Raw genomic sequence first — 25,832 nt, 5'->3', positions numbered from 1 at the left:
GCAGCTAAACGCCGGCCTTTCCCGCTGCAGCATTGGCGAACGCGGTTAACCGAGTGTTGCGGGCCAAAGGCCGCAGGACTTGAGTTCGGCTGCCGGATACTGTGATATCGAGGAGCAGCCGGGGAGGGCTCGAAGGTGAGGACACGCTACCTGTCGGCAATTGCCGGCTTTGCTGCTCTGGCGATCCTGTTTGCGTTGTTCGGCGGCGAGGTCGTCGTGCGCCGCTATCTGAACGAGGCGCAGGCTCAAGGGGGAACGACGCTGCGGCTGGCGGTGGCCGCACTCGACGGACATCTGCGGCGCTATGAGGCGCTGCCGGCGCTGATCGCCGACCAGCCGGATATCGAAGCGCTGATCAGGGCGCCCGGCGATGCCGTCCGCAGACACGCCACCAACCTCTATCTCAGCCAGATCAACGCGCTGCTGAAATCCTCCGACATCTACATGCTGACGATGGACGGCGAGACGATCGCCGCCAGCAATTTCGACCAGCCGACCAGCTTCGTCGGCCAGAACTTCAGCTACCGCCCATATTTCCAGGAGGCGGCGCGCGGCGCGCAGGCACGCTTTTATGCGCTCGGCACGACATCGGCGAAGCGCGGCTACTACTTTTCCTCACCCATCGAGATCGGCGGCGAGATCCTCGGTGTCATCGTCTTCAAGGTCGACATCGACAGCATCGAAAGCTCCTGGGTCGGCGGCGATGCGCGGATCTTCGTGTCGGATCCGGAAGGCATCATCTTCATGACCGGGACGCCTGAATGGCTCTACAGTGCCGTCCTGCCGCTGACGCCGGAGCGCCGATCGCGGACCGAAGCTTCGCGACGCTACGCCGATGCGGTGCTGACCGAACTGCCGATGACGGAGCGGCAGGATGACGGCCATCGGCTGATGACGCTGACGACGGACAACGGGACACGCGAATATCTGGTTTCGGCGCAGGAGATGCCGGAAGCCGGCTGGACGGTCAATGTGCTGACCGACACGGCCTCGGCGCGGGCGCAGGCCCAGACGGTGGTCGTTGCCGGCCTGCTGCTGCTGTGCATGACCGGCCTCGGCTTCGCTTTCGTGATGCAGCGGCGGGCGCGGCTGGCGGAGCGTCTGCAGATGCAGGAACAGGCGCACAACGAGTTGGAACGGCGAGTGGAGGAACGCACCGCCGATCTTGCCCGGGTCAACAGCCGGATCGAAGACGAGATCGCCGAGCGGCGACAGACCGAGCAGCAGTTGCGGCAGACCCAGTCGGACCTCATCCAGGCCGGCAAGCTTGCCGGTCTCGGGCAGATGTCGGCCGCCCTGTCGCACGAGTTCAACCAGCCGCTGGCGGCAGCCAAGACCTATACCGACAGCGCCGCGGTGCTGATCGAGCGGGGACGGCTGGAGGAGGCGAGCGACAATATCCGCCGCATTTCGGCGCTGATTGACCGGATGGCATCGATCTCGCGGCATCTGCGCAATTTCGCCCGCAAGCCGAACGAGAAGCTGGGCGCCGTTGCGCTGGACGAGGTGATCCGCGAGACGCTGGAGATCGTCGCGGCGCGGCTGAAGGCGGCGCAGGCGGAACTGACGATCGAGCTGCCGTCGCCGCCGCCGATGGTCCAGGCGGGCTTCGTGCGCCTGCAGCAGGTGCTCGTCAACATTCTCACCAATGCCGCGGATGCGGTCGAGGGGCGCGACAACCGCACCATCACCCTCAGCGTCGAGCAGGCGACGGGGCCTCATGTGGTCGGCGGCCTCGCTGCCGAGCGCGTGACCATCTCCATCCGCGACCACGGACCGGGTGTCGGCTCGGCGATCCGCGAGCGGATATTCGACCCCTTCTTCACCACCAAGGGCATCGGCAAGGGCCTGGGGCTGGGCTTGTCGATCTCCTATAATATCGTCAAGGATTTCGGCGGCAGCCTCAGTGTCGAGGACCATCCCTATGGCGGCGCGATCTTCATCATCGAGCTGCCGGTCGCGGAGCAAACGATGGGTCAGGCGGCGGAGTGAGCATGCAGCGCGTATTGTTGGTCGACGACGAGGAGGAGTTGCGCCGCTCGACGGCTCAAGCGCTGGAGCTTGCCGGCCTGTCGGTCCAGACGCTGTCGAGTGGCGATCAGCTGCTCGAACTGATCGGCTATTCCTTCGACGGCGTCGTGGTCAGCGATATCCGCATGCCCGGCCTCGACGGCATGACGCTCCTGCACCGGGTGCGGGAACTCGATCCGGAAATACCGGTGATCCTGGTGACCGGCCACGGCGACGTGCAGCTTGCGGTCAAGGCAATGCGCGACGGCGCCTATGATTTCATCGAAAAGCCGTTCACCACGCCGCATCTGGCGGGTGTCATCCGCCGGGCCATCGACCGGCGCGGGCTGGTGCTGGAAAACCGCCGGCTGCGGGCAGTGGCCGGCAAGCGCGACGACCTGGAGACCCGGCTTCCCGGCCGCACCCAGGTGATGGTCGATCTGCGCTACCAGATCCGCGCGATTGGTGCTGCGGATGCCGATACGCTGATCATCGGTGATACCGGCGCCGGCAAGGAAGTGGTGGCGCGCGCCCTGCACGATGTCAGCCCGCGGGCGAACAAGCCCTTCATTGCCATCAACTGTGCTGCGCTTCCCGAAACGCTGATCGAGAGTGAGCTTTTCGGCCATGAAGCGGGCGCTTTTCCGGGCGCTCTTCGGCCGCGCTACGGCAAGTTCGAGCATGGCCGCGGCGGCACCATCCTGCTCGACGAGATCGGCTCGATGCCGTTCGACCTGCAGGCGAAGTTCCTGAGGGTGCTGCAGGAGCGCGTCATCACCCGGCTCGGCTCGAACGAGACGGTGGGTCTCGACGTGCGTTTCATCGCCACCAGCAAGGTGGATCTGGAGGCGGAGGTGGCTGCCGGTCGGTTTCGCGCCGACCTCTTCTACCGGCTGAACGTGGCGACGATCCGGGTGCCGTCGCTTGCCCAGCGCCGGCCGGATATTCCGCTGCTGTTCCTGCAGCTGGTGCGGGAGGCCTGCGCCCGCTACGGCCGCGACGACATGGATGTGCCGCAGGAGGTGGTTGCCTCCGTCGCCCAGCGAGATTGGCCGGGAAATGTGCGTGAACTGCGCAACGCCGCCGACCGGCTGGTGCTCGGGCTCGACATGCGGCCCGGCGATGGCGGCGCGCTGGTCAAGCCGGAGAGCGGGCGGCTGGCGGATCGCGTGTCGGCCTTCGAGCGCAACATCCTGGCGAGCGCCATTGCGGCGCATGGCGGGGCGCTGAAACCGGTCTATGAGCAGCTTGGGATCAGCCGCAAGACGCTCTACGAGAAGATGCAGAAATACGGCCTCGACAAGAAACTGCTGCTGCCCGACGCGCTGGGCGAGCTGGAGGAGTAGGCGCCCGATCCGATGGTTCTCGCCGTATTGGGTGGATTTCCGCCCGTCAGCGGGCGTCGATGGGGCGAAATCCACCCAAGCAGGTGCGGCTCGCCGTTGTTCTTTCGTTGAGGGCGATCGCGCCGATTGCAGGATGCGCGCATCTGGCGGCAGATGGGTCACCATGCCGTTGCGGGAGGAGCCGTCGACGGCTGGACTGATTTCATCTGAGGAGGATGTCGATGAAAATCTTCAAGGCGCTGGCCTGCGCAACCGCTTTCGCTGCCGTTTCCCTGTCTTCCACGCTTGCTGCCGCTGCCGGTTACCCGGAGCGCTCGATCACCATGATCGTGCCGTTCTCGGCCGGAGGGCCGACCGACACCGTCGCGCGTCTGGTTGCTGAATCGATGTCGAAGGACCTCGGCCAGCAGATCATCATTGAAAACGTCGGCGGCGCCGGCGGCACGCTCGGAGCCGGACGCGTGGCGAATGCCGATGCCGACGGTTACACGCTGCTGCTGCACCATATCGGCATGGCCACCAGCGCGACGCTCTATCGCAAGCTTGCCTACGACACGCTGAACGCGTTCGAATATGTCGGCCTCGTCACCGACGTGCCGATGACGATCGTCGCCCGCAAGGACATGGAAGCCCAGGACCTCAAGGGTCTGGTGGAATATGCCAAGACCAACAAGGACAAGGTGACGGTCGCCAATGCCGGCATCGGCGCCGCATCGCACCTGTGCGGCATGCTGTTCATGAGCGCCATCGAGACGCCGCTCGTTACCGTTCCGTACAAGGGCACCGGTCCGGCGATGACCGACCTTCTCGGCGGCCAGGTTGACATCATGTGCGACCAGACGACCAACACCACCAAGCAGATCCAGGGCGGCACGATCAAGGCCTATGCGGTCACCTCGCCGAAGCGCCTCGACGTGCTGAAGGACGTGCCGACGGCCGTCGAAGCCGGGCTCTCGGACTTCGAGGTCGGCATCTGGCACGGCATCTATGCGCCGAAGGGAACGCCGGCCGAGGCAACCGACCGGCTGTCAAAGGCTCTCCAGGTCGCGCTGAAGGATCCCAATGTCGCCGCCCGCTTCGCCGAGCTCGGCACCGCGCCGTCGCCGGATGCGGATGCGACCCCGGCAGCCCTGAAGACCAAGCTGGAAGGCGAGATCACCCGGTGGAAGCCGGTCATCGAAGCCGCCGGCCAGTATGCCGACTGAGGATCAGCGGAAATTGGAAAGCATCTGAGCGATCTTGCCCCCCTCTGGCTTGCCGGAGGGGGCAGTTCGGCTCGAATGTCCTGCCTTGATCCTCCACGTCATCGGGAGACATTATGAAATCCGTTCGCTTCGACCGAACCAATGCGCTCTGCGGCGCGCTCTTCATCCTGCTCGGGCTGTTCTTCGTCGTGCAGTCGCTCGATCTCGAACTCGGGACGGCATTCCGCATGGGACCGGGCTATTTTCCGCTGGTGCTCGCCTGCGTGCTGGTGCTGTTCGGGATGATCATCGTCGTCCAGTCGGCGCGCGTCGAACATGAAGGCGTCGGTCCGATCGCTTGGCGGGGGCTGATGTTCATCCTGCCGGCGCCGATAGTCTTCGGCATGACAGTGCGCGGCCTTGGCTTCGTGCCGGCGTTGTTCCTAGCGGCAATGATCGCCTCCTTCGCCTCGTCACGGATGACACCGCTGCTGTCGGTGCTGCTGTCGGCGGTCCTCACGCTGTTTTCGGTGCTCGTGTTCAGCTACGGCCTTGGCCTGCCTTTCCGCAGCTTCGGCCCCTGGCTCGGTTTCTGGGGAGGCTGACAGATGGAACTGTTCGACAATCTCGCGCTTGGCTTCATGACGGCCGGAACGCCGGCCAACCTCTTCTTCTGCCTCATCGGCGTGCTTCTCGGAACGCTGATCGGCGTGCTGCCCGGCATCGGCGCCACGGCCACCATTGCCATGCTGCTGCCGATCACCTTTCAGCTGGAGCCGGTGTCGTCGCTGATCATGCTCGCCGGCATCTATTACGGCGCCCAGTACGGCGGCTCGACGACGGCGATCCTCATCAACATGCCGGGCGAAAGCTCGTCCGCCGTCACCGCGATCGACGGGTATCAGATGGCGCGCAAGGGCAGGGCGGGCGCTGCGCTCGCAATCGCCGCTCTCGGTTCGTTTTTCGCCGGCACGGTGTCGACCTTTCTGGTGGCGATCTTTGCGCCGCCGCTGACCTCGATCGCGCTTGAATTCGGCGCTGCCGAATACTTCTCCCTGATGGTCGTCGGCCTCGTCTCGTCGATTGCACTGGCCTCCGGCTCCGTCATCAAGGCGCTTGCCATGGTCGTGCTCGGCCTGCTGCTCGGGCTTGTCGGCACCGACATCTACTCCGGCACTCCGCGCTTCACGCTCGGCATCCGGGAATACGCGGACGGGTTGAACTTCGTGGCGGTCGCGGTCGGTGTCTTCGGCATCGCCGAGATCCTGCGCAATCTCGAAGGCGAAAAGACCCGCACCGTATTGATGGCCAAGGTCACCGGCCTGATGCCGACCCGCGACGACTTCCGCCAGATGGTCGGACCGGTGCTGCGCGGCACGGCAATCGGCTCGGCCCTTGGCATCCTGCCGGGCGGCGGCGCGATCCTGGCATCCTTCGCCTCCTACACGGTCGAAAAGCGCGTCTCGAAGAACCCGAAGGAGTTCGGCCAGGGTGCGATCGCCGGCGTTGCCGGGCCGGAATCGGCGAACAATGCCGGCGCCCAGACCTCGTTCATTCCGCTGTTGACGCTCGGCATTCCGGCAAACCCGGTCATGGCGCTGATGATCGGCGCGATGATCATCCAGGGTATCGTGCCGGGGCCGAATGTCGCAACGGAACAGCCGGCGCTGTTCTGGGGCATTATCGCCTCCATGTGGATCGGCAACCTGATGCTGGTGGTCCTCAACCTGCCGCTGATCGGGCTGTGGGTGAAGCTGCTGACGATCCCTTACTACGTGCTGTTCCCGATCATCATGGCCTTCTGCTCGATCGGGGTCTACAGCGTCAACTCGAACGTCTACGACCTCTATGCCGTCGCGTTTTTTGGGTTGATCGGCTACGTGCTGGTGAAGCTTCGTTGCGAGCCTGCGCCGCTGCTGCTCGGCTTCGTGCTCGGGCCGCTCTTGGAGGAAAACCTGCGGCGGGCGATGATCCTGTCGCGCGGCGATCCATCGACATTCCTCACCCGTCCCATCAGCGCAACGCTGCTCGGCATTGCCCTGCTGGTGCTGATCGTCGTCTTCCTACCAAGCGTGCGGGCCAAGCGCGACGTGGTGTTCCAGGACGAGGAATGAGCACGTCGCGGTAGGCTAGAAGTCGGTCACGGTCTGCAGGTGTTGCAGGTCCGTGACCGGCGTTTCGCCGGCGATGCGCTGGAGGAGGACCTTGCCCATCAGCCGGCCAGCCTCAGACAGGTCTTCGTAGATCGTCGGGATGCGCGGTCGCACCTGATCGAACAGGCCCGACGTCTGCTTGGTGACGATGTGAACGTCCTCGCCGGGTTTCAGCGCGCGGTCGTAGGCGGCCGCCATTACCGCCATCGCCACCACTTCGCCGCCACAGATCACCCCGTCGATCCGGTTCGCCTCGCCGAAGCGGTCGTAGAAACAGGCACGCAAGGCATCCGACTTGCTGTCGAGCGTGACCGAGTCGGGGATGTCGTATGCGAGGCCTTCCTCGCGGATCGCCGTCATGAAGCCGTGCCGCATGTGACTGGCGAAGGTGAACTGGCCGGGCGGCAGGATGATCGCCAGCTTGCGGCAGCCGGCTTCGATCAACCTGCGCGCTGCCTGATAGGCGAAGGTGTAGTTGTCGTAGTCGACAAACGGATGCGGCGTAGCAAGTTCGGTGCGCCCATGACAGACGAACGGGAAATCGTTCTCCAGGAGCATTTTTGCCCTCTCGTCCTGCGGTTCGGTGCGCGTGAAGATCAGCCCATCGGCCATGCGGTTGCGCATGATGTGGCGAACCGGCTCGATCTGCGGCCGGTCCGAGAAATGCGGCGTGATGACGAGGTGGTAGCTGGTGTCGCGCAGTGCCTCGGTCAGGCCCTTGATCATCGACGTCGCATAGCCGAGAATTTCCTCGTGCGGATAGAGGATGAGGCTGATGACGCTGGTCTTGCCGGTGCGCAGACGCTGTGCTGCCCGGTCCGGCAGGTAGCCGATCTCGGCGGCAACCTGTGACACGCGCATCCGTGTATCGAGGGCGATCTGCACGTCGCCGGCCAGCGCCCGCGACACCGTCGTCACCGCAAGCCCTGTCATCTCGGCAATCGTCTTCAAGGTTGGCTTGCCGCCCGAGACCGTGGGCTTTGGTGCCCCGTCGCTCGGCGTGCGTCTACGCCGCCTGACTTTGTCGATCGTCATGCCGAGTGTCCTCCTCCACGCATAAACTCAGTCCTCCGAAAACGATACAAATCATACTTTTCGGGGAACCGGAAAGAGATTTTTTCATTTTTGCGCTGCGAAGTCAGAGGATTAGCGGCAGATGGCGGTGCCGATGAATTTCGCCGTCGCGGCTTGACACCAACGCCTGTTATATCGTTATAAATCACTCATCCGGAGAGGAGCCCGGATACAACGGGAGATTTCAAAATGAAAATTCGCTCTATGAAGATGCTTGCCGCAGGCGTGGCGATCATCGGTCTTGCTGCCGGTGCGGCAAAGGCTCAGGAAAGCGTCGAGGTTCTGCACTGGTGGACCGCGGGTGGCGAAGCCGCCGCACTCAACGTGCTGAAGGAAAACCTCCAGAAGGAGGGCGTGTCCTGGACGGACATGCCGGTCGCCGGCGGTTCCGGCGTCCAGGCGATGACGGCACTGCGCGCTCGCGTCACCTCCGGCAACCCGCCGACTGCCGTGCAGATGCTCGGCTTCGACATCCGCGACTGGGCCGAAATGGGCGTCGTCGGCAATCTCAACGAGCTTGCCGAAAAGCAGGGCTGGGAGAAGGTCATCCCCGCCGCGCTGCAGGATTTCGCAAAGTATGACGGCAACTGGATCGCAGCGCCGGTCAACATCCACTCGACCAACTGGCTGTGGATCAACAAGGCAGCGCTCGACAAGGCCGGCGGCAAGGCCCCGGAGAATTTCGACCAGTTCATCGCCATGCTCGACAGCTTCAAGTCGCAGGGCATCGTGCCGCTCGCACATGGCGGTCAGCCGTGGCAGGACGGAACGCTTTGGGAAGCCGTCGTGCTGTCCGTTGGCGGCGCCGATTTCTACAAGAAGGCGGTAATCGAACTCGACACCGCGTCGCTGAGCGGCGACACGATGCGCAAGGTGTTCGACAACATGTCGAAGCTGAAGACCTATTTCGACCCGAACTTCTCGGGCCGCGACTGGAACCTGTCGTCCGCCCTGGTCATCGAGGGCAAGGCCGGCGCCCAGGAAATGGGTGATTGGGCGAAGGGCGAATTCCTGCGCGCCAACAAGAAGCCGGGCACCGACTTCGTCTGCATCCGCTTCCCCGGTACGCAGGGCAACGTGCTGTTCAACGCCGACCAGTTCGTCATGTTCGACGTCGGCGAGAAGCAGCGTGACGCGCAGCTGAAGATGGCGGCAGCCGTCGAGGATCCGGCCTTCCAGATCGCCTTCAACACGGTCAAGGGCTCGGTTCCGGCACGCACGGACGTTCCCGGCGACCAGTTCGACGATTGCGGCAAGAAGGGCATCAAGGACGTTGCCGAAGCGGCTGAAAAGGGCACGCTGATGGGCTCGCTCGCCCATGGCTACGCTCAGCCGTCGGCCGTCAAGGAAGCCGTCTTCGACGTCGTAACCCAGCACCTCAACGGTCAGATCTCGACCGACGACGCGCTGAAGCGCCTGCCGGAAGCGGTTGCTGCGGCGAAGTAGTCAAAAAGACCCCGCCCCAAACCCCTCCCCACACGGGGGAGGGGCTTAACCCAGCCGCACTGTCTGGGCCTGATTTGGTCGGTGGGTGCTCCGCAGGTTTTCTCCCCCCTTGTGGGGGAGATGGCCGGCAGGCCAGAGGGGGCTTTTTTGTTGGCGCACCTTCAAACGTCTCTATTTCCATCCGGAGATCCCCCATGACCACAATCGAACCTGTTCCGGCGGTGACGGAAACCCGGGCGCGCCCGGGCTTCGCCGACCGCGCCCGCGACGTGCTGCCGAAGATCGTGCTGGCGCCGTCCTTCGCCATCACCCTCGTCTTTGTCTATGGCTTCATCCTGTGGACCGTCTACCTGTCGTTCACCAATTCGCGCATCCTGCCGGTCTACAAGCTCGTCGGCTTTGATGCCTATGCGCGGCTGTGGTCGCAGCCGAACTGGTACATGGCGATGAAGAACCTCGCCATCTTCGGCAGCCTCTACATCGGCATCTGCATCGTCATCGGCCTGGCACTCGCCATCCTCCTCGACCAGCGCATCCGCGGCGAGGGCGTGCTGCGGCCGATCTTCCTCTATCCGATGGCGCTGTCCTTCGTCGTTACCGGCACCGCCTGGAAGTGGTTTCTCAATCCGGGCCTCGGGCTGGAGCACACGATGCGCAGCCTCGGCTGGGAAAGCTTTCGCTTCGACTGGCTGGTCAATCCCGACATGGCCATCTACACCGTCGTCATCGCCGGCGTCTGGCAGGCCTCCGGCTTCGTCATGGCGATGTTCCTTGCCGGCCTGCGCGGCATCGACGGCGAGATCATCAAGGCAGCGCAGATCGACGGTGCGCCGATGACCTCCATCTACCGCCGGATCATCATACCGATGCTGCGGCCGGTGTTCCTGTCGGCCTTCATCGTGCTCGCGCACATGGCGATCAAGTCCTACGACCTGGTCATCGCGCTGACCGGCGGCGGTCCTGGCAATGCCACCGAGCTGCCGTCGACCTTCATGTATTCCTATACCTTCACCCGCAACCAGATGGCCGTCGGCTCGGCCAGCGCGGTGATGATGCTGATGGGGATCACCGCGATCATCGTGCCTTACCTCTATTCCGAACTGCGGGAGCGTAACTGATGAGCGGCGCAAGCGAAACGGTTACCGCGGGCTCGGCCAGGACGGCCCGCTATGTCATCTACGGGCTGCTGCTGGTGCTGGCGCTCGTCTACCTGCTGCCGCTCTACGTCATGCTGACGACCTCGCTGAAATCGCTCGACGAGATCCGCGCCGGCAACATGATGGCATTGCCGACGGCACCGTCGATCGACGCCTGGGTAAAGGCGTGGGGCGAGGCCTGTATCGGCGTCACCTGCGGCGGCATCCGCGGCTACTTCTGGAACTCGATCAAGATGGTCGTGCCGGCGGTGCTGATCTCGACGCTGCTCGGTGCACTGAACGGCTACGTGCTGACCAAGTGGCGCTTTCCGGGCCATAAGCTGGTGTTCGGCATGATGCTGTTTGCCTGCTTCATTCCGTTCCAGGCGGTGCTGATCCCGATGGCGCGCGTGCTCGGCACGCTTGGGCTTGCCAACTCGACGACCGGGCTGGTCTTCGTCCATGTCATCTACGGCCTCGGCTTCACGACGCTGTTCTTCCGCAACTATTATGAGGCGTTTCCGGACGAGCTGATCAAGGCAGCGATGATGGACGGTGCGGGCTTCTTCCGCATCTTCTGGCGCATTCTGCTGCCGACATCCGGGCCGATCATCGTCGTCACCATCATCTACCAGTTCACCAATATCTGGAACGACTTCCTGTTCGGCGTCTCCTTCTCGTCCGGCGCGAATTCGCCGATGACGGTGGCGCTGAACAACCTCGTTTCCTCCTCCACAGGCGTCAAGGAATACAATGTGGACATGGCCGCGGCGGTCTTCGCAGCGCTGCCGACACTGTTCGTCTACATCGTCGCCGGACGCTACTTCGTGCGTGGCCTGATGGCCGGCGCAGTCAAGGGATAATCGCCATGAGCTTTCTTCAGATCAAGAACCTGCGCAAGAAGATCGGCCCGGTCGAGGTTCTCAAGGGCATCGACATCGAGCTGGAAAAGGGCGGTTTCCTGGTGCTGGTCGGGCCGTCCGGCTGCGGAAAGTCGACGCTGCTCAACTCGATCGCCGGCCTTTTGCCGCCGACGTCGGGCGAGATCGTCATCGACGGGCAGGTGGTCAACGACCTGCATCCATCCAAGCGCGACATTGCCATGGTCTTCCAGTCCTACGCGCTGTATCCGAACATGACGGTGGAAGAGAACATCGCGTTCGCGCTGGAAATGCGCGGCGTGCCGAAGGCGGAACGCGAGCAGGCAGTGTTGACTGCGGCGAAGACGCTGCAGATCGAGCACCTGCTGAAGCGCCGCCCCAGCCAGCTGTCCGGCGGCCAGCGGCAGCGCGTCGCCATGGGCCGGGCACTGGTGCGCCAGCCGCGGGTCTTCCTTTTCGACGAGCCGCTGTCCAACCTCGATGCCAAGCTGCGCGTCGAGGTGCGGGCCGAGATCAAGTCGCTGCACCAGAACACCCACGCGACGATCGTCTACGTGACGCACGACCAGATCGAGGCGATGACGCTCGCCACCAAGATCGTCGTCCTGAAGGAAGGCGCCGTTCAGCAGGTCGGCACGCCGGCCGAGATCTACAACCTGCCGGCCAACATCTTCGTCGCCGACTTCATGGGCTCGCCGGCAATGAACATGCTGAAGGGCGAGGTGAACGGCAGCGGTGCCGATCAGCGGATCCGACTGTTCGAGGATGCCGGCATCAGCGTACCTGTGCCCTCGACCGTCGCGCCCGGCGCTCTGAAGGATGGCCAGTCTGTCATCGTCGGCCTGCGCCCGGAAACCATCAGCGATGCCGGCCTCACCGATCCGCAGGCCCGCCAGACGACGGTGATCGACGGGCATGTGACGATGGTCGAGCCGACCGGATCGGATACGTTCGTCACCGCGCAGATCAAGGGGAAGTCGTTCACCGCGCGTACCCGCGCCGACATCGTGCTGTCCGTCGGCCAGCCGTTCCAGTTCGTCATGAACCTCGACAAGGCGGTCGTCTTCGATCCGCAGACCACCGTGCGCCTCTGAGCGACCTTCGAGAGCTACCAACACCCACGGCCGCCGGCAGATCGCCCGGCGGCCGTTTCTGTCTCCCGGATACTTCTGAGGGCGACCCGACGGGAACCATAATCGGCAGAGCTGGTTGACTGCGCAATGCAGGATCTTCGTCCTGCCGGCACGGGAGACCATCTATGCGCAACGATATTCCGAAGGATAAGGGCACAGGCGCCGTTCATGGCGATGCCAAGGGCCAGTTTGCCAAGAGCGAGGGTGACCGCGAAGCCAGCGGCGTCCATTCCGCCAAACCCACCGTCATTACCGGCTCGGAAGACGCGACCGCTCACAAGGTGCCGCCCGGAAAGCATGTCGACAAGGCATGGTCGGAGAACAGGGAGGACTGACCGCCCTTCCGATTCCGCGCCAAGATCAGCAGAGCCGATTGCCATCCAGGTGGCTTGGTTCCGCCCGCAAAGTCAGTTAGAACAAGCCAACCATTTCTGACTGTTCGAGGCGAGGGCGACAAGCGATGATGGCAGCCGTCAGGGCCGCGACCGATACCGCAGCGGCTTGAATCCCTTATGCCCAGGTTTTCGCGGATATTTCCGACTGCTTCCATCGGTGCCTATCTGATTGCGCTGACTGCTGTCATCGCACTGCCGCTGATCGCCTTCGTCATCTTCCTGATGATTCGCCTTGAGGCGCAACAGCGCGAAATCCTCAACAGCGAGACGGAAGAAGACGCGCGCAGCATTGCGCGTTCGATCGACCGCGAGCTTGCCGATGCAGGAACGACGCTGCGTCTGATCGCCAACTCACCGGAACTGCAGGGCGGCAATCTACAGGCTTTCCACGGGCGCACCCAGAGGAGCCTCTCCGGCACCTCGCGCTTCATCATTCTGGCAGATGCGCAGGGCAACCAGAAGCTCAACACGCGTGTCGGGTTCGGCGAAAAGCTGTCAGCCGTCTCCGACCGCCAGGGGATGAAAACGGTGCTGGAGGAGCGCCGGGCTGTCGTGTCCAACATCATCTTCGGCGCCACCAGCCAGCGCTGGGTTTTCAACATCCTCCTTCCGCTGACGCCGGACTATGCGCAGGCGGGGTCCGTGCTGATCCTGACGCAGAATGCCGAGGACCTGCAGCGCTTCATCAGCACCGAATCGCTTCCGGCGGGCTGGTCGGTGGCAGTTCTCGACCAGACCGGGAACGTCGTCACCTCGACAGCCGCAAGGCCCGGCGAGCGCGGTCCTTTCGCGCCCGGCGCAGTCGAGCTGATGTCCGGCGTCAGCGGCACGATCGAAGACGTCGGCGGCAATCCACGGCAGATGTACGGCTATGCGCGGATTGCCGAGTCGTCATGGAAGGTCGTCGTCTGGGGGCCCATCTCCTCGGCCCAGGCCAACATCATCGCCACGTCGCGCGATCTCATCATCGGCAGCATTGCCCTTCTCGTTTTCGGCATGGTGATCACCTACCTGGTCGGGCGGCAGCTGCGCGTTCCCATCCGCCAGATCGCCGAGATGGCCGAGCGCATCGGCCACGGCGAGATCGTGCCGCCCATCGAGACGCGCATCACCGAAGCAAACCAGATCGCGATTGCGCTCTCCAACGCCTCGTTCGACCGCAGCCAGGCGGAAGATCGCATCCACTTGATCATGCATGAGCTCGTGCATCGCACGAAGAACATCATGACGCTGATCCAGGCGATGATGCGCCAGCTGGCCCGGCGGGAAACAAGCATGGCTGAGTTCCAGCGTGCCATCGGCGAGCGGCTTCAGGGGCTGGGCAAGTCGATCGAGATGCTGGCACAGGAACAGTGGCAGGGCGTGCCGATCCACCGGGTCGTCGCACTGCACCTGGAGACGTTTGCCGAAACCTTCAACCGGGTCGATGTCTGCGGTCCCGACATCGCTTTGCGCGCCGAAGCCGTCCAAAACCTTGGCCTGGTGCTGCACGAACTGGCGACGAACTCCGTAAAATACGGTGCTCTTTCGGTTCCTGATGGGCGGGTCGCGTTGAACTGGTCCATCAGCGTGGAAGACGATCCGCGCCTGACGATTACGTGGGAGGAGCGCGACGGGCCGGCGGTCGCTGAGCCGAAAGCCACCGGCTTCGGGACGACGATCATCAACCGCCACGCCGCTGCATCTTTTGGCGGTCACGTGCAGCTCGAATACCGGCCGCAGGGCGTGCGCTGGAGCCTGACGGGGCCGCTGCGGATGTTCGAGCGTGCGTCCGCGGACGGACCGAAGGACCGCGTGTAGGAACGAACCGCGCGCCGCCGCGTTGGGCGGCAATGGACGTCACACGCACTCTCGATCCCCTTGCCCCCTCCCTTGCCGAGATCGGCCTGACCTATGTCAGCGATGCCGAGCCCGGCATACGCCGCCTGCGCAAGGGGCGGGGCTTCTGCTACCGGATGCCCGACGGCACGCTTGTCTGCGAAGGGCCGGAGAAGCAGCGGATCACCGCGCTCGGGCTGCCGCCGGCCTACGACAACGTCTGGATATGCCTCGATCCGCGCGGCCACCTGCAGGCGACGGGTCTCGATGCGCGCGGCAGAAAGCAGTACCGCTACCATGCCGCCTGGCAGGCCTTCCGCAGCGAACTCAAATACGACCAGCTGATCCGCTTCGGCGAAGCGCTGCCGCGAATCCGCCGGCGGGTGCAGCGCGACCTCAACCTCGGGCTCGACCATCCTGAGGCGGTGCTGGCGGCGCTCGTGGCGCTGATGGATGCGACGCATCTGCGCGTCGGCAATCGCGCCTATGCCAAGGAAAACAAGACCTACGGGGCGACGACCCTGCTCAAGCGCCACATGAGCATGTCGGAGGATTCCGTGGTGCTGAAGTTCACCGCCAAGGGCGGCAAGCGCGTTCGGCACACCATTCGCCATCCGCGACTGCAGCGGATCTTCGAAGAGATCGCCGATCTGCCGGGACGCCAGCTGTTTTCCTGGCCGGACGAAGACGGTACGCCGCATGCGGTCGATTCAGGACGCCTCAACGCCTACCTTGCGGGGGCAGCGGGCCTGTCGGTGTCGGCCAAGACTTTTCGTACCTGGGGCGGCAGTCTTGCGGCCTTCGGTGCCGCACGTCAGGCGCATGCCGACGGCGAGAAGATCAGGATCAAGATGCTGACCACGGCAGCGTCGGAGAAGCTGCAGAACACCCCGACGGTCTGTCGCAACAGCTACATCCACCCGTCCATCCTCGCTTTGTCGGAGGATCCGAGCCCGCTGGAAGCGCTGGTCGGGGATCCCCTGCGGGCGCAGGCAAAGCTGACCGGGTTGCGTGCCGACGAACAACGCATGCTGTCGTTCCTGATGGATGCGGCAGATGCCACCAAGGCGGCCCTGGTGGAGGCGGTTACCGAACCGAGCTGAGAACCTCGGATCCGATTTTTGCTGTCCGTTTCCAACGATACAACGAGAAAAGGCCGCGCACCGGGCGCGGCCTTTCGTCAATCTGTCCGTCGGTTCAGGCAGCGCGTCGCTCGTGGCGGCCTTCCTGCACTTCCTCGACGATCTTGGCGACGAAGGCCTGCAGATCCTTCGGCGAACGCGAGGTAATGATGCCCTGGTCGGTCACCACTTCCTTGTCCTCCCAGGTCGCGCCGGCATTGCGCACGTCGGTCTGGATGGAGTGGAAGGACGTCGCCTTGCGGCCGCGCAGCGCGTCGGCCTCGACCAGCAGCCAGGGACCATGGCAGATCGCCGCCACCGGCTTGCCCCTGCTGACGAAATCTCGGACGATCTGAACGGCCTGCTTGTCGGTGCGCAGCACGTCCGGATTGATCTGGCCGCCCGGAATAACCAGCGCGTGGTAATCCTCGATCTTGACGTCGGCGACGGTCAGATCGACGGCAACGCTGTCACCCCAGTCGGTCTCGTCCCAGCTCTTGATCTCGCCGGCCTTCAGGGAGGCGATCTTGACGTCTGCACCCTGCTTGCGCAATTCCTCAAGCGGGACGCGAAGTTCGGAACGTTCGTAGCCGTCGGTGGCGAGGATGAGGATCTTGGCGGATTTGATGTCGGTCATATCGTATTCCTTGTCTTTATCCCGTTTTGATGGCCGTCTCAGAGGCGGCCGGTCGAGAGGTCGCGGCCATTGATCGAAGCGGGAACGCTGATCTCGTCGCGCGGCCGCCGCGGTAGCGGCAGTTCCACATGGTCGGGTACCACCACATGAAGATTGGTGGTTGCCGGCGTGTCCGCCTTCCGTCGCTCGGCCTTCTGTCGATCGAGAAAGTCGGTTGCCTTGCGAATAAATTCACGCATGTCTTCCTCCCGTGTGTGACCGAGCGGCCCGCGGCCTCTCTGTGGTGTTAACCGTCGGGGCGGCGCCTGGTTCCAAATTCGAAAAAAACGAGATCCGGCGTGGAACAAATCCAAAGTTGCGGCGTTAGCGCCCGATCATATGCCGATCACTCGGCGCCGAGTTTCCATCCCGAGCCGCAGGGGCGCGAATGCACGATGACCGCTTGACCGGCGTATGCCGGCCAATCCGATCACCAGTCACCCGTTGGAAATCGCGTCTTTCAGCCGCCGCCTTTCTTTCCGTCAGCCTGAGCTCGTGTTCCGGGGTACAGTCGGCGCTTGATCCTGCCGGATCGGAAGCCTCTGCGGTCGCGACGCTGTTCTGGGTCATGGTGGTCGGCGGCGGCGTGATATGGCTCGGCGTGATCGGCCTGATGATCTACGCCAGCCGCAAGTCGCGCTCTTTGATGGGCGAGGCCGGTGCGTCAAAGGTCATCTTCTTCGGCGGCGTGGCATTCCCCGTCGTCGTCCTGGCCGGTCTGTTGAGTTATGCCGTCTGGCTGATGCCGGCGATGCGGCCCTGGTTCGGCGGCGAGGGCGAGGGGCTGCGGCGCATCGAGGTGACCGGCGAGCAGTTCTGGTGGCGGGTGCGCTATCTCGATACATCGGGAAAGGTGATCCGCGAAAGCGCCAACGAGGTGCGGATGCCGGTCGGCGAGCGGGTGCTCTTCCGGCTCAAGGCAAGCGACGTCATCCACTCGTTCTGGATCCCGTCGATCGGCGGCAAGATGGACGCCATTCCCGGTCGCATCAACGAACTGCAGCTGATGGCGACGAAGCCCGGCTCCTATCGCGGCGTCTGTGCCGAGTTCTGCGGCACTTCGCATGCGCTGATGGCATTCACCGTCCAGGCAATGCCGGCATCCGAGCTCGACGCCTGGCTGGCTGCGGCGCCGGCGCCTGCCGTTTCGCCCAACCCCGGAGGTCCGGCGCCGGCAGATCCTGCTCCCGGCCTGGCGCTCTTCCTGCGGCACGGCTGTGCGGCCTGTCATGCGATCGACGGGACAGAGGCCGAAGGCCGGATCGGTCCCGACCTGACGCGGTTCGGCCAGCGTCCGACGATCGGTGCCGGAACGCTGCCCAACACGCATGAGAACCTCGTCCGCTTCATCCGCGCGCCGGACCAGATCAAGCCGAATGTTCGCATGCCCGCCTATGGAATGCTGCCGGAGGATGAGCTTGCTGCCATCGCCGAATATCTGAGAGGACTGGAATGACCGTCGAGCTGGGACCGCTGCTGCCTCAGGAAGAGCGCGCGGCGCAGGAAACGCGGTTGCGCGACGTCTGGCGCACGCCCTCCGGCTGGCGCTACTGGACCTCCGTCAACAACAGCGAGATCGGCCTGTGGTACGGCTGCACGGCCTTCGCGTTCATGCTGTTTGCCGGCGTACTGGCGCTGATCGTCCGTCTGCAGCTTGCCGTGCCGAACAACGATCTCGTCAGCGCCGATTTCTACAACCAGGCCTTTACGCTGCACGGAACGGTGATGATGTTCCTGTTCGCCGTGCCGATCTTCGAGGCAGTGGCGATCTTCCTCTTGCCGTCGATGCTCGGCTCGCGCGAGCTGCCTTTCCCGCGCCTGTCGGCCTTCGGCTTCTGGAGCTTCGCGATCGGCGGCATCTTCGTCTGCGGCTCGATCTTCTTCGGTGCCGCGCCGAACGGTGGCTGGTTCATGTACCCGCCGCTTGCCACCGACAAGGAACAGATCGGCATCGGCGCCGACATCTGGCTGCTCGGCCTGTCGTTTATCGAGGTGGCGTCGATTGCCGCCGCGGTGGAACTGATCGTCGGCATCATGAAGTGCCGGGCGCCCGGTATGCGCGTCAACATGATGCCGCTGTTTGCCTGGTACCTGCTGGTCGTGGCGGGCATGATCCTGTTCGCCTTTCCGCCGCTGATCGCCGGCGACCTGCTGTTCGAGATGCAGCGCATGTTCGACTGGCCATTCTTCGACGCGGCGCGCGGCGGCGACCCGCTCCTGTGGCAGCACCTGTTCTGGATCTTCGGCCACCCGGAGGTCTACATCATCTTCCTGCCGGCCATTGCGCTGATGGCGATGATCGTCCCGACCTTCGCGCAGCGGCCGATCGTCGGATATTCGTGGATCGTGCTGGCGGCGGTCGGCACCGGCTTCCTCAGTTTCGGCCTGTGGGTCCACCACATGTTCGCAACCGGCTTGCCGCAGATCTCGCTTGCCTTCTTCTCGGCGGCATCCGAGGCCGTCGTCATTCCGACCGGCGTGCAGATCTTCGTGTTCATCGCCACCATGCTGGCCGGGCGGGTGGTGTTCTCCGTGCCCATGTTGTTCGGTGCCGGCGGGCTCGCGATCTTCATCATCGGCGGCCTGACCGGGGTGATGGTGGCGCTCGTGCCGTTCGACTGGCAGGCGCACGACACCTATTTCGTCGTCGCCCACCTGCACTATGTGCTGATCGGCGGCATGCTGTTTCCGGTCACTGCCGGCATCTACTATTTCTACCCGTTCTTTGCGGGCAAGAAGCTCTCCGACCGGCTTGGCAAGATCTCCTTCTGGCTGATGTTCGTCGGCTTCAACGTCGCCTTCTTCCCGATGCATTTCGTCGGCCTTCGGGGAATGCCGCGACGCGTTTTCACCTATCCGGCCGACATGGGCTGGGACTGGATGAACCTGATCTCCACTGTCGGCGCCTTCATCTTTGCCGCCGGTTTCGCGCTCGTCGTGGCTGACGTGCTGCGGCCGAAGAGCCGCGTGCCGTCGGCGCCCGACAATCCGTGGAACGCCGGCACGATGGAGTGGCTGAACCAGAGGGACGAGACCTGGGGCCTGCGGTCGATCCCGATCGTCAACAGCCGCTATCCGCTCTGGGACCAGCCAGATCTGCGCCGCAACATCGAGGACGGGCGCTACTATCTGCCGGACGCCGAGACCGGGCACCGCGAGACGCTGGTCACCTCGGTCCTCGATGGCGAGCCTCTCCAGGTGCTGCGCGTCGGCGGTTCTTCGATCGTGACCATGGTCGCCGCGGCGATGCTAGGCGGCGTGTTCATCTCGATGACCTACGAGTGGTGGTGGATCACCATCGGCTGCAGCGTCGGCACGCTCATCGCCATTCTCTACTGGCTATGGACCGGCACCGCGCAGATCCCGGAGGCCGACGATCGCGAGGTCGGACTCGGCCAGAGTTTCCCCCTCTATGTCTCCGGCCCGGCATCGGTCGGCTGGTGGGCGATGTTCATCACCATGGTCGGCGACTGGACCGCCTTCGCCAGTCTGGTCTTCGGCTATTTCTTCTACTGGACGCTGCACGACGATTTCACCGCAGGCATCGCCGGCCCGGGTATGTTCTGGCCGGTCGTTGCCGGTACGCTCTTCCTGCTCGCCTGGAGCGCCATGCTGGTTGCCCGTTCCACCAACGATCATGATCGGGTGTGGGCGACGCGGCTGCTGCTGATCGGCTCGGCTATCCTGACCATCGGCGGGACGCTTGCGGGCTTCCAGGGACCGCTGAGCTACGACATGCAGCCGACCCAGCATGTCTATCCGGCAACGGTCTGGGTGCTGGTGATCTGGACAGCTGCACATGCGGCAGTGGCGCTGATCATGCAGCTCTATTGCCTGGCTCGCAGTTTTACCGGCAGGATGACCGGCAAGTACGACCAGGACATCCGCAACGTCGTGCTCTTCTGGCATTTCATGGCGTTCACGGCGATTGCCACCTTCGCCATCATCGGCCTCTTCCCGAGCCTGAGGTAAGCCATGAAAAGCTTCATCCCTCGCGAAGTCGAAACTCTCTGGACGCTGTTCACCGCGCCGACGGTCTGGGCGCTGCACTTCCTCGTCTGCTACGTCGTGATGGCGATCTACTGCGCCAAGCCTGGGTTCTTAGGCCTTGGCTTCAACGACTACCGATGGATCCTCGGCGCGTTCACCCTGGCATCGCTCGCCTTCATCGTCTTTGCCGGCTATCTCGCCTGGCGGCAGTGGGGTTTTGGCTCCGGCGATCCGCCACACGATGAACCGACGGAGCATGGTCGCCGGTTGTTCCAGGGTTTTGCGACGCTGCTGCTGTGCGGTCTCAGCTTCGTCGCCGTCTTCTACACGTCGATCCCGCTGATCTTCCTGGCGGAGTGCCAGGCATGAAGCGGATCTGCCTGATCGCCGGTCTTGCACTTCTGGTCCTGGCCTGGATGCTGCTGGCGATCGAGAACGCTGCCTCGTTCTCAGTGCACATGATCGTCCACATGGCGGTTGTGGCCGGCGCGGCACCGCTGATCGCCATCGGCATTTCGGGCACGCGCCATGATTTTGTCGCCCGGCTGCCGATGGTGACGCCGATCTCGGCCTCGATGATCGAACTGGTTGTGATCTGGGGCTGGCATCTTCCGGCGCTGCGGGCGCTCTCGGAAACATACCCGCTGGTGCGTGCCACCGAACAGGCATGCTTCCTGATCGGTGGCCTGGTGCTCTGGCTCTCTTGCTTCGGCGGCGGCGGTGCCGGGGCAGACGCGCGGCGGCTCGCGGGCACGCTCGGCCTGCTGTTCACCTCCATGCACATGACGCTGCTCGGTGCGCTGCTGTCACTTGCGACACGGCCTCTTTACGGCGCGGGCCTGGTCACCTGCTTCGGCATGACGCTGACGGCAAGCCAGGACCAGCAGGTGGGAGGCGTGGTGATGCTGCTCATCGGGGCGGCCGTCTACCTGGCAGGCGGAGTGGCGCTTCTCGCCCGCACGCTCGAGGCGCCGCCGGCCGCCAAACACGGGAAGGGCTGATGTTCGTTCGCTGGAAATACCTGATCGCAGCCGCCGTCGTGGCGCCCTTCGTCGGCCTCTTCGTCGCCTGGAGCGGCCTCATCGGCATCGGCGCCAGTTCCGGGCACTGGTCGATCACCGACTGGTTCCTGCACTACACGATGCGCAGTTCGATCCGGACCGCAGCACTCGGAAAGACAGTGCCGCCACTGGACAATCCGGAAATGCTGCCGATGGCAGCCGCTCACTACGAGCAGGGCTGTGCCATGTGCCATGGCTCGCCGGCCCGCGCGCGGCCGGCAGTTGTCTTCGGCATGCTGCCGGTGCCGCCGGAGCTTGCACCGCAGGTTCCGACCTGGACCAATGCCCAACTCTTCCAGATCGTCCAGCATGGCGTGCGCTTTACAGGCATGCCGGCCTGGGCGGCCGAGCACCGGGAGGACGAGGTGTGGGCGATGGTCGCCTTCCTGCGCCAGCTTCCGGGCATGGATGCCGCCCGCTACCGGCAGTTGGCAGGGCTCGCGCCAGGTGAACCGGCGGGCCAGGCAGACGTGCTTGGCTGTCAGTCCTGTCACGCCGAGGATCGGCTCAACGGGCGCAGCCTCATCCCAAGCCTTGCCGGCCAGTCGCCGGACTATCTGCGCGACAGCCTCGTCGCCTATCTGGAAGGTGAGCGGCACAGCGGCATTATGCAGACCGCCGTCAATGGCCTGAAGGTTGAGGATGCGGGGCGTCTGGCGGCTTACTTTGCCGGACTGCCGCGCAATGGGATTGCGGCTGCAGACAGAAATCCTCGCGGTGCAGATGCTGCTGCGGGTGAACAGCTGGCGCTGCGCGGCCGGGCCGAAAATCAGATCCCCGCCTGCTCGACATGCCACGAAAAAGCTGACGGCAATCCGGCATTCCCACGGCTTTCAGGCCAGAGCGTTCCGTATCTGGCGCAGCAGCTTCGACTGTTTCGGGATGGGTATCGGGGTGGGGGATCGTTCAGCCACCTGATGACACGCGCCGCCGACAATCTGACGGACAAGGACATCGAGGATCTGGCGGCCTATTATGCCGGTCGCGAGGCTGTCCGCTGAGCGTCGTTCCGAGCTAGCGCCCCGGATCGTCCAACTTGAATGCGCCAGCCCGCCGGGGCTGGCCGTCTCTTCAGACCGGTATGATCAGCATGTAGCAGGTGGCGATTGCCAGAACCAGGCTTGCAGCTTCCATCCATTCGCGCGTCATGTCCACACTCCCTTGTGTCTTGTGCTGCCGAAACGGACAATCTGCCTTTCCGGTTCCACACAATCGCCACAGGTGTGAAAAATGCGTTGAGATCCTGTCAGAATGATGACAGGCGCAGCCGATGGGGTGGCTGCGGCCGGATGTTCCGGCCGCTCAAGGGATGGTCCGTCAGGCCATCCGGCGCAGTGCTGCCGCGCGGGCGCGTGCCGCCTCCAGGATGGAACGGATCTCATTCGCAGCCGATTGCTCGATGGCAAAGCTCGCATCGGGCATGACGCCTGGATCCTCTTCGTTATCCTTGAAAGTGGCGTCTTCCGACAGCCTGCGGGTGAACGACTGGATGCTCTCGGCGCCTCCGAGCAGTGCTGCGACAAAGTCAATCAGCAGTTCGCGATGGGCGTTCAGCCGGCCTTCCAGCGATTCAGAACTCGATAGTGCCACGTCCATGATGTGTTCTCCTCATCCATCAGTCTCTTCAACCTAGTGCGGCATCGTCGTGAGGGAACAATGCGGCGCGGCGGAAAGTTTACCCGGCAGATTAAAGGTTCAGGAGAAACACCATGTCTGGATTAGCGACCGCTGGAACCGCGCCTCCGGGCCGCGACGTGCGCGATCGTCTTATTCTCGCGCTCTATGCCCAGCTGAAGGCCGAGAGGGCGACGCGCGAGGCGCTGGAATATGTCATCCGCAACGGCGCCATTTCGCCGGAAGTGCTGGAAGCCATCGCCGGCGATCCGGTTCCGGCAGCAAGCGAGGCGGATATCGCCGCCGTCGAGAAGGTCGTGGCCTTTGACCGCCGGAAGGCGGATCGGACGGCGGTCAAGGAGGTCAGCCGATGAAGAGGTTCCTGATCGTCGGCGCCGCCGTGGTGCTGCTGGCGGGTTGCGATTCCAGCGACAATACGCAGCAGGATCCAATCGACAATACACCGCCGCCGAGCACCACCGGCGCCAATCCTGCGCCGGCCAGCCGGGACCCGACGCCTGAGTCTGGAAGAGGCGGCGACGTCCCCTCGACCTCTCCCCGGCCTTAGGCTCGTTTGCACAACTGCGTGGGAACGAAAGCTGCGGTCGCGCTTTGTTGGGACACGAATTTCGAAGAAGGTGCGGCATGGACAGCAGATCAACCAACTTTACCGTCGAATCCGGTTCCTGGCTCCAACTCGGAGCCAATTATGATGGCCAGGGAACCAACTTCGCCATCTTTTCCGCGCATGCCGAACGTGTCGAACTCTGCCTGTTCGATCCGACCGGCAAGACAGAGATCGGTCGCGTCGAGCTCCCCGAATACACGCACGAGATCTGGCACGGCTATCTGCCAGGCGTGAAGCCGGGCCAGCTTTATGGCTACCGCGTGCATGGTCCATTCGATCCGGAAAACGGTCATCGCTTCAACCCGAACAAGCTGCTCGTCGACCCTTACGCTCGCGAACTGGTCGGCAAGTTCGAGTGGAACGATGCGCATTTCGCCTATGACCTGCTGCACGAAGACAAGGACCTGACGTTCGACCAGCGCGACAGCGCCCCGTTCACGCCGAAGTGCCGGGTCATTGATCCGTACGCGTTTGACTGGAGCGGCGATAATCGCCCGAGCGTCAGCTGGCCATCGACGGTTCTCTACGAAACCCACGTGAAGGGCTTCACCAAGCTGAACCCGGCGATCCCGGAAAACATGCGCGGCACGTTCGACGGCATGGGCCACAAGGCCACCGTCGACTACATCAAGAGCCTCGGTATCACCTCGGTCGAACTCATGCCGGTGCACGAGTTTCCCGATGACCAGCACCTTCTGGACAGGGGGCTCCACAATTTCTGGGGCTACAACACGATCGGCTTCTTCGCGCCGTCCTCGCGTTACTACGGTCCGTCGGGCATCCAGGGCTTCCGCGACATGGTGCGGTCCTTCCACGATGCCGGCATCGAGGTCGTCCTCGACGTGGTCTACAACCACACGGCCGAAGGCAACGAGCTCGGGCCGACGTTGTCGTTCAAGGGTATCGACAACTTCTCCTACTACCGCACGCTGCCCGACAATCACCGCTACTACATCAACGACACCGGCACTGGTAACACCGTCAACACCTCGCATCCGCGCGTCCTGCAGATGGTGCTGGATTCGCTGCGCTACTGGGTCGAGCACATGCATGTCGACGGGTTCCGTTTCGACCTCGGGACGATCCTCGGCCGCGAGCCGGAAGGTTTCGACGAACGCGGCGGCTTCTTCGATGCTATCACCCAGGACCCGACCCTGTCGAAGGTCAAGCTGATCGGCGAGCCCTGGGACATCGGTCCGGGCGGCTATCAGGTCGGTGGCTTCCCGCCGGGCTGGGCCGAGTGGAACGACAAGTATCGCGACACGACCCGCGAATACTGGAAGGGTGACAACGTCCCGACGGACTTTGCCGCGCGCCTGCTGGGCTCCGGCGATCTCTACGACCAGCGCGGTCGCCGTCCGTGGGCAAGCGTCAACTTCATCACCGCCCATGACGGCTTCACGCTGAACGACGTGGTCTCGTACAACGAGAAGCACAACGAGGCGAACGGCGAAGACAACAACGACGGCCACAACGACAACCGCAGCTACAACTACGGTGAAGAAGGCCCGACTGAAGACGAGAACATCATCGCAGTGCGCGACCGCCAGAAGCGCAACTTCCTCGCGACGCTGTTCTTCTCGCACGGCACGCCGATGCTGCTCGCCGGCGACGAGTTCGGTCGCAGCCAGATGGGCAACAACAACGGCTACTGCCAGGACAGCGAGATTTCCTGGGTACACTGGGAAAACCTGCCGGAAAGCTGCGAGGAGCTTCGCGACTTCACGCGCCGGCTGATCACGTTGCGCCGGGAGCAGCCGCTGCTGCGTCGCGAGAACTGGCGCGACGGCATGGACATCAAGTGGTTCAACGCCGGCGGCGGCTTCCAGACGGCGGAGCAGTGGGACGAAGGCTCGACCATCGGTCTCTACATCGGCCGCGGCGACCTCCAGGAGGAGGAAGGCGTGTGGCACGACGTGCTGCTGCTGTTCAACCCGTTCGAAGGCAATGTGCCGTTCCGCATTCCGCAGTTCGGCGAGGGCGGCTGGGTGCTGGAACTGACGACGTCCGACGTCAACAAGCGCGGCCAGGTCATCACCCGGGAGCGGGACTTCGAACTCGAAGGCCGCAGCCTGGCGCTGTTCCGCCGCGCCTGATCTCGACTGTCATCTAAACTGCTGCGGCCGCCCATCGGGCGGCCGTTTGCGTTCGTGCTTGGAGACTGTC

The 25,832-nt window shown here is 63.8% G+C and carries 24 protein-coding genes; 20 read left to right on the top strand and 4 right to left on the bottom strand.

Features of this window, described 5'->3' with window-relative positions; translation table 11 throughout:
* The first annotated feature begins 135 nt into the window (after positions 1 to 135).
* The 5 genes from ACR65N_RS15155 (at position 136) to ACR65N_RS15135 (ending at position 6,654) form a co-directional block, all read left to right on the top strand.
* Complete coding sequence (locus ACR65N_RS15155; RefSeq protein ID WP_440457682.1) at positions 136 to 1,992, top strand: sensor histidine kinase; 1,857 nt, start codon at positions 136 to 138, stop codon at positions 1,990 to 1,992.
* Between the two features lie 2 nt (positions 1,993 to 1,994).
* The gene (locus ACR65N_RS15150) at positions 1,995 to 3,356 is read left to right on the top strand and encodes a sigma-54-dependent transcriptional regulator (RefSeq protein ID WP_440457681.1); all 1,362 of its coding nucleotides are present in this window, start codon (positions 1,995 to 1,997) and stop codon (positions 3,354 to 3,356) included.
* Between the two features lie 221 nt (positions 3,357 to 3,577).
* Positions 3,578 to 4,561 (top strand): tripartite tricarboxylate transporter substrate-binding protein, encoded by a 984-nt coding sequence (locus tag ACR65N_RS15145; protein WP_440457680.1) that lies wholly within the window; start codon positions 3,578 to 3,580, stop codon positions 4,559 to 4,561.
* Between the two features lie 113 nt (positions 4,562 to 4,674).
* Positions 4,675 to 5,145 carry a tripartite tricarboxylate transporter TctB family protein gene (locus ACR65N_RS15140; RefSeq protein ID WP_440457679.1) on the top strand — a complete coding sequence of 157 codons (471 nt, stop codon included), beginning with the start codon at positions 4,675 to 4,677 and terminating at the stop codon, positions 5,143 to 5,145.
* Positions 5,146 to 5,148: 3 nt separating this feature from the next.
* Entirely contained in the window at positions 5,149 to 6,654 is a 1,506-nt protein-coding gene (locus tag ACR65N_RS15135) for a tripartite tricarboxylate transporter permease (protein WP_430304777.1), read from the top strand.
* A gap of 15 nt (positions 6,655 to 6,669) precedes the next feature.
* Here the strand turns inward: ACR65N_RS15135 and ACR65N_RS15130 are convergent, their stop codons facing one another.
* A complete protein-coding gene (locus ACR65N_RS15130; RefSeq protein WP_440457678.1) occupies positions 6,670 to 7,728 on the bottom strand; it encodes a LacI family transcriptional regulator in 1,059 nt (352 codons plus the stop codon).
* Between the two features lie 228 nt (positions 7,729 to 7,956).
* Here ACR65N_RS15130 and ACR65N_RS15125 point away from each other — a divergent pair, with 228 nt between their 5' ends.
* The 7 genes from ACR65N_RS15125 (at position 7,957) to ACR65N_RS15095 (ending at position 15,679) form a co-directional block, all read left to right on the top strand.
* Complete coding sequence (locus ACR65N_RS15125; RefSeq protein ID WP_430304774.1) at positions 7,957 to 9,213, top strand: ABC transporter substrate-binding protein; 1,257 nt, start codon at positions 7,957 to 7,959, stop codon at positions 9,211 to 9,213.
* Positions 9,214 to 9,407: 194 nt separating this feature from the next.
* Positions 9,408 to 10,331 carry a carbohydrate ABC transporter permease gene (locus tag ACR65N_RS15120; protein ID WP_440457677.1) on the top strand — a complete coding sequence of 308 codons (924 nt, stop codon included), beginning with the start codon at positions 9,408 to 9,410 and terminating at the stop codon, positions 10,329 to 10,331.
* Positions 10,331 to 11,212 (top strand): carbohydrate ABC transporter permease, encoded by an 882-nt coding sequence (locus ACR65N_RS15115; RefSeq protein ID WP_440457676.1) that lies wholly within the window; start codon positions 10,331 to 10,333, stop codon positions 11,210 to 11,212. Before ACR65N_RS15120 ends, ACR65N_RS15115 begins: the two co-directional genes overlap by 1 nt.
* Before the next feature lie 5 nt (positions 11,213 to 11,217).
* Positions 11,218 to 12,324: an ABC transporter ATP-binding protein gene (locus ACR65N_RS15110; protein WP_440457675.1), complete on the top strand. Its 1,107-nt coding sequence runs from the start codon at positions 11,218 to 11,220 to the stop codon at positions 12,322 to 12,324.
* 164 nt (positions 12,325 to 12,488) lie between these two features.
* Positions 12,489 to 12,698, top strand: coding sequence for a hypothetical protein (locus ACR65N_RS15105; protein WP_430304770.1), 210 nt, complete (start codon positions 12,489 to 12,491; stop codon positions 12,696 to 12,698).
* Between the two features lie 177 nt (positions 12,699 to 12,875).
* Positions 12,876 to 14,558 (top strand): HWE histidine kinase domain-containing protein, encoded by a 1,683-nt coding sequence (locus ACR65N_RS15100; RefSeq protein WP_440457674.1) that lies wholly within the window; start codon positions 12,876 to 12,878, stop codon positions 14,556 to 14,558.
* A 32-nt stretch (positions 14,559 to 14,590) separates the two neighbouring features.
* On the top strand, positions 14,591 to 15,679 hold the full coding sequence (locus ACR65N_RS15095) for a DNA topoisomerase IB (RefSeq protein ID WP_440457673.1): 1,089 nt from the start codon (positions 14,591 to 14,593) through the stop codon (positions 15,677 to 15,679).
* 94 nt (positions 15,680 to 15,773) lie between these two features.
* On the opposite strand, the gene ACR65N_RS15090 is transcribed toward ACR65N_RS15095, so the two are convergent.
* Positions 15,774 to 16,334 carry a type 1 glutamine amidotransferase domain-containing protein gene (locus tag ACR65N_RS15090; RefSeq protein WP_440457672.1) on the bottom strand — a complete coding sequence of 187 codons (561 nt, stop codon included), beginning with the start codon at positions 16,332 to 16,334 and terminating at the stop codon, positions 15,774 to 15,776.
* Between the two features lie 38 nt (positions 16,335 to 16,372).
* Positions 16,373 to 16,573 (bottom strand): hypothetical protein, encoded by a 201-nt coding sequence (locus ACR65N_RS15085; RefSeq protein WP_440457671.1) that lies wholly within the window; start codon positions 16,571 to 16,573, stop codon positions 16,373 to 16,375.
* Positions 16,574 to 16,761: 188 nt separating this feature from the next.
* Between ACR65N_RS15085 and coxB the strand changes: the two genes are divergently transcribed.
* From coxB to ACR65N_RS15060, 5 genes are read left to right on the top strand one after another with little or no spacing between them, the layout of a single operon-like run.
* The gene (coxB, locus tag ACR65N_RS15080; RefSeq protein WP_440457670.1) at positions 16,762 to 17,829 is read left to right on the top strand and encodes a cytochrome c oxidase subunit II; all 1,068 of its coding nucleotides are present in this window, start codon (positions 16,762 to 16,764) and stop codon (positions 17,827 to 17,829) included.
* Positions 17,826 to 20,345 carry a cytochrome c oxidase subunit I gene (gene ctaD, locus ACR65N_RS15075; RefSeq protein WP_440457669.1) on the top strand — a complete coding sequence of 840 codons (2,520 nt, stop codon included), beginning with the start codon at positions 17,826 to 17,828 and terminating at the stop codon, positions 20,343 to 20,345. The genes coxB and ctaD overlap by 4 nt, the downstream gene beginning before the upstream one ends.
* 3 nt (positions 20,346 to 20,348) lie before the next feature.
* Complete coding sequence (locus ACR65N_RS15070) at positions 20,349 to 20,732, top strand: hypothetical protein (RefSeq protein ID WP_440457668.1); 384 nt, start codon at positions 20,349 to 20,351, stop codon at positions 20,730 to 20,732.
* A complete protein-coding gene (locus ACR65N_RS15065; RefSeq protein ID WP_440457667.1) occupies positions 20,729 to 21,364 on the top strand; it encodes a cytochrome c oxidase assembly protein in 636 nt (211 codons plus the stop codon). The genes ACR65N_RS15070 and ACR65N_RS15065 overlap by 4 nt, the downstream gene beginning before the upstream one ends.
* Positions 21,364 to 22,425 carry a c-type cytochrome gene (locus ACR65N_RS15060; protein ID WP_440457666.1) on the top strand — a complete coding sequence of 354 codons (1,062 nt, stop codon included), beginning with the start codon at positions 21,364 to 21,366 and terminating at the stop codon, positions 22,423 to 22,425. The genes ACR65N_RS15065 and ACR65N_RS15060 overlap by 1 nt, the downstream gene beginning before the upstream one ends.
* Before the next feature lie 316 nt (positions 22,426 to 22,741).
* On the opposite strand, the gene ACR65N_RS15055 is transcribed toward ACR65N_RS15060, so the two are convergent.
* Positions 22,742 to 23,020 carry a hypothetical protein gene (locus ACR65N_RS15055; protein ID WP_440457665.1) on the bottom strand — a complete coding sequence of 93 codons (279 nt, stop codon included), beginning with the start codon at positions 23,018 to 23,020 and terminating at the stop codon, positions 22,742 to 22,744.
* Between the two features lie 113 nt (positions 23,021 to 23,133).
* Between ACR65N_RS15055 and ACR65N_RS15050 the strand changes: the two genes are divergently transcribed.
* The 3 genes from ACR65N_RS15050 to glgX all read left to right on the top strand — a co-directional run bounded on the left by ACR65N_RS15050 (position 23,134) and on the right by glgX (position 25,762).
* Positions 23,134 to 23,412: a hypothetical protein gene (locus tag ACR65N_RS15050; protein ID WP_430304756.1), complete on the top strand. Its 279-nt coding sequence runs from the start codon at positions 23,134 to 23,136 to the stop codon at positions 23,410 to 23,412.
* Complete coding sequence (locus tag ACR65N_RS15045; protein ID WP_440457664.1) at positions 23,409 to 23,606, top strand: putative periplasmic lipoprotein; 198 nt, start codon at positions 23,409 to 23,411, stop codon at positions 23,604 to 23,606. The genes ACR65N_RS15050 and ACR65N_RS15045 overlap by 4 nt, the downstream gene beginning before the upstream one ends.
* Positions 23,607 to 23,683: 77 nt before the next feature.
* A complete protein-coding gene (gene glgX, locus ACR65N_RS15040; protein WP_430304754.1) occupies positions 23,684 to 25,762 on the top strand; it encodes a glycogen debranching protein GlgX in 2,079 nt (692 codons plus the stop codon).
* Positions 25,763 to 25,832: the final 70 nt, after the last annotated feature.

The organism is Rhizobium sp. SAFR-030 (assembly GCF_059415005.1).
Note: the sequence above shows the minus strand (reverse complement) of the source record. Positions and strands in the feature narration are given on the sequence as shown.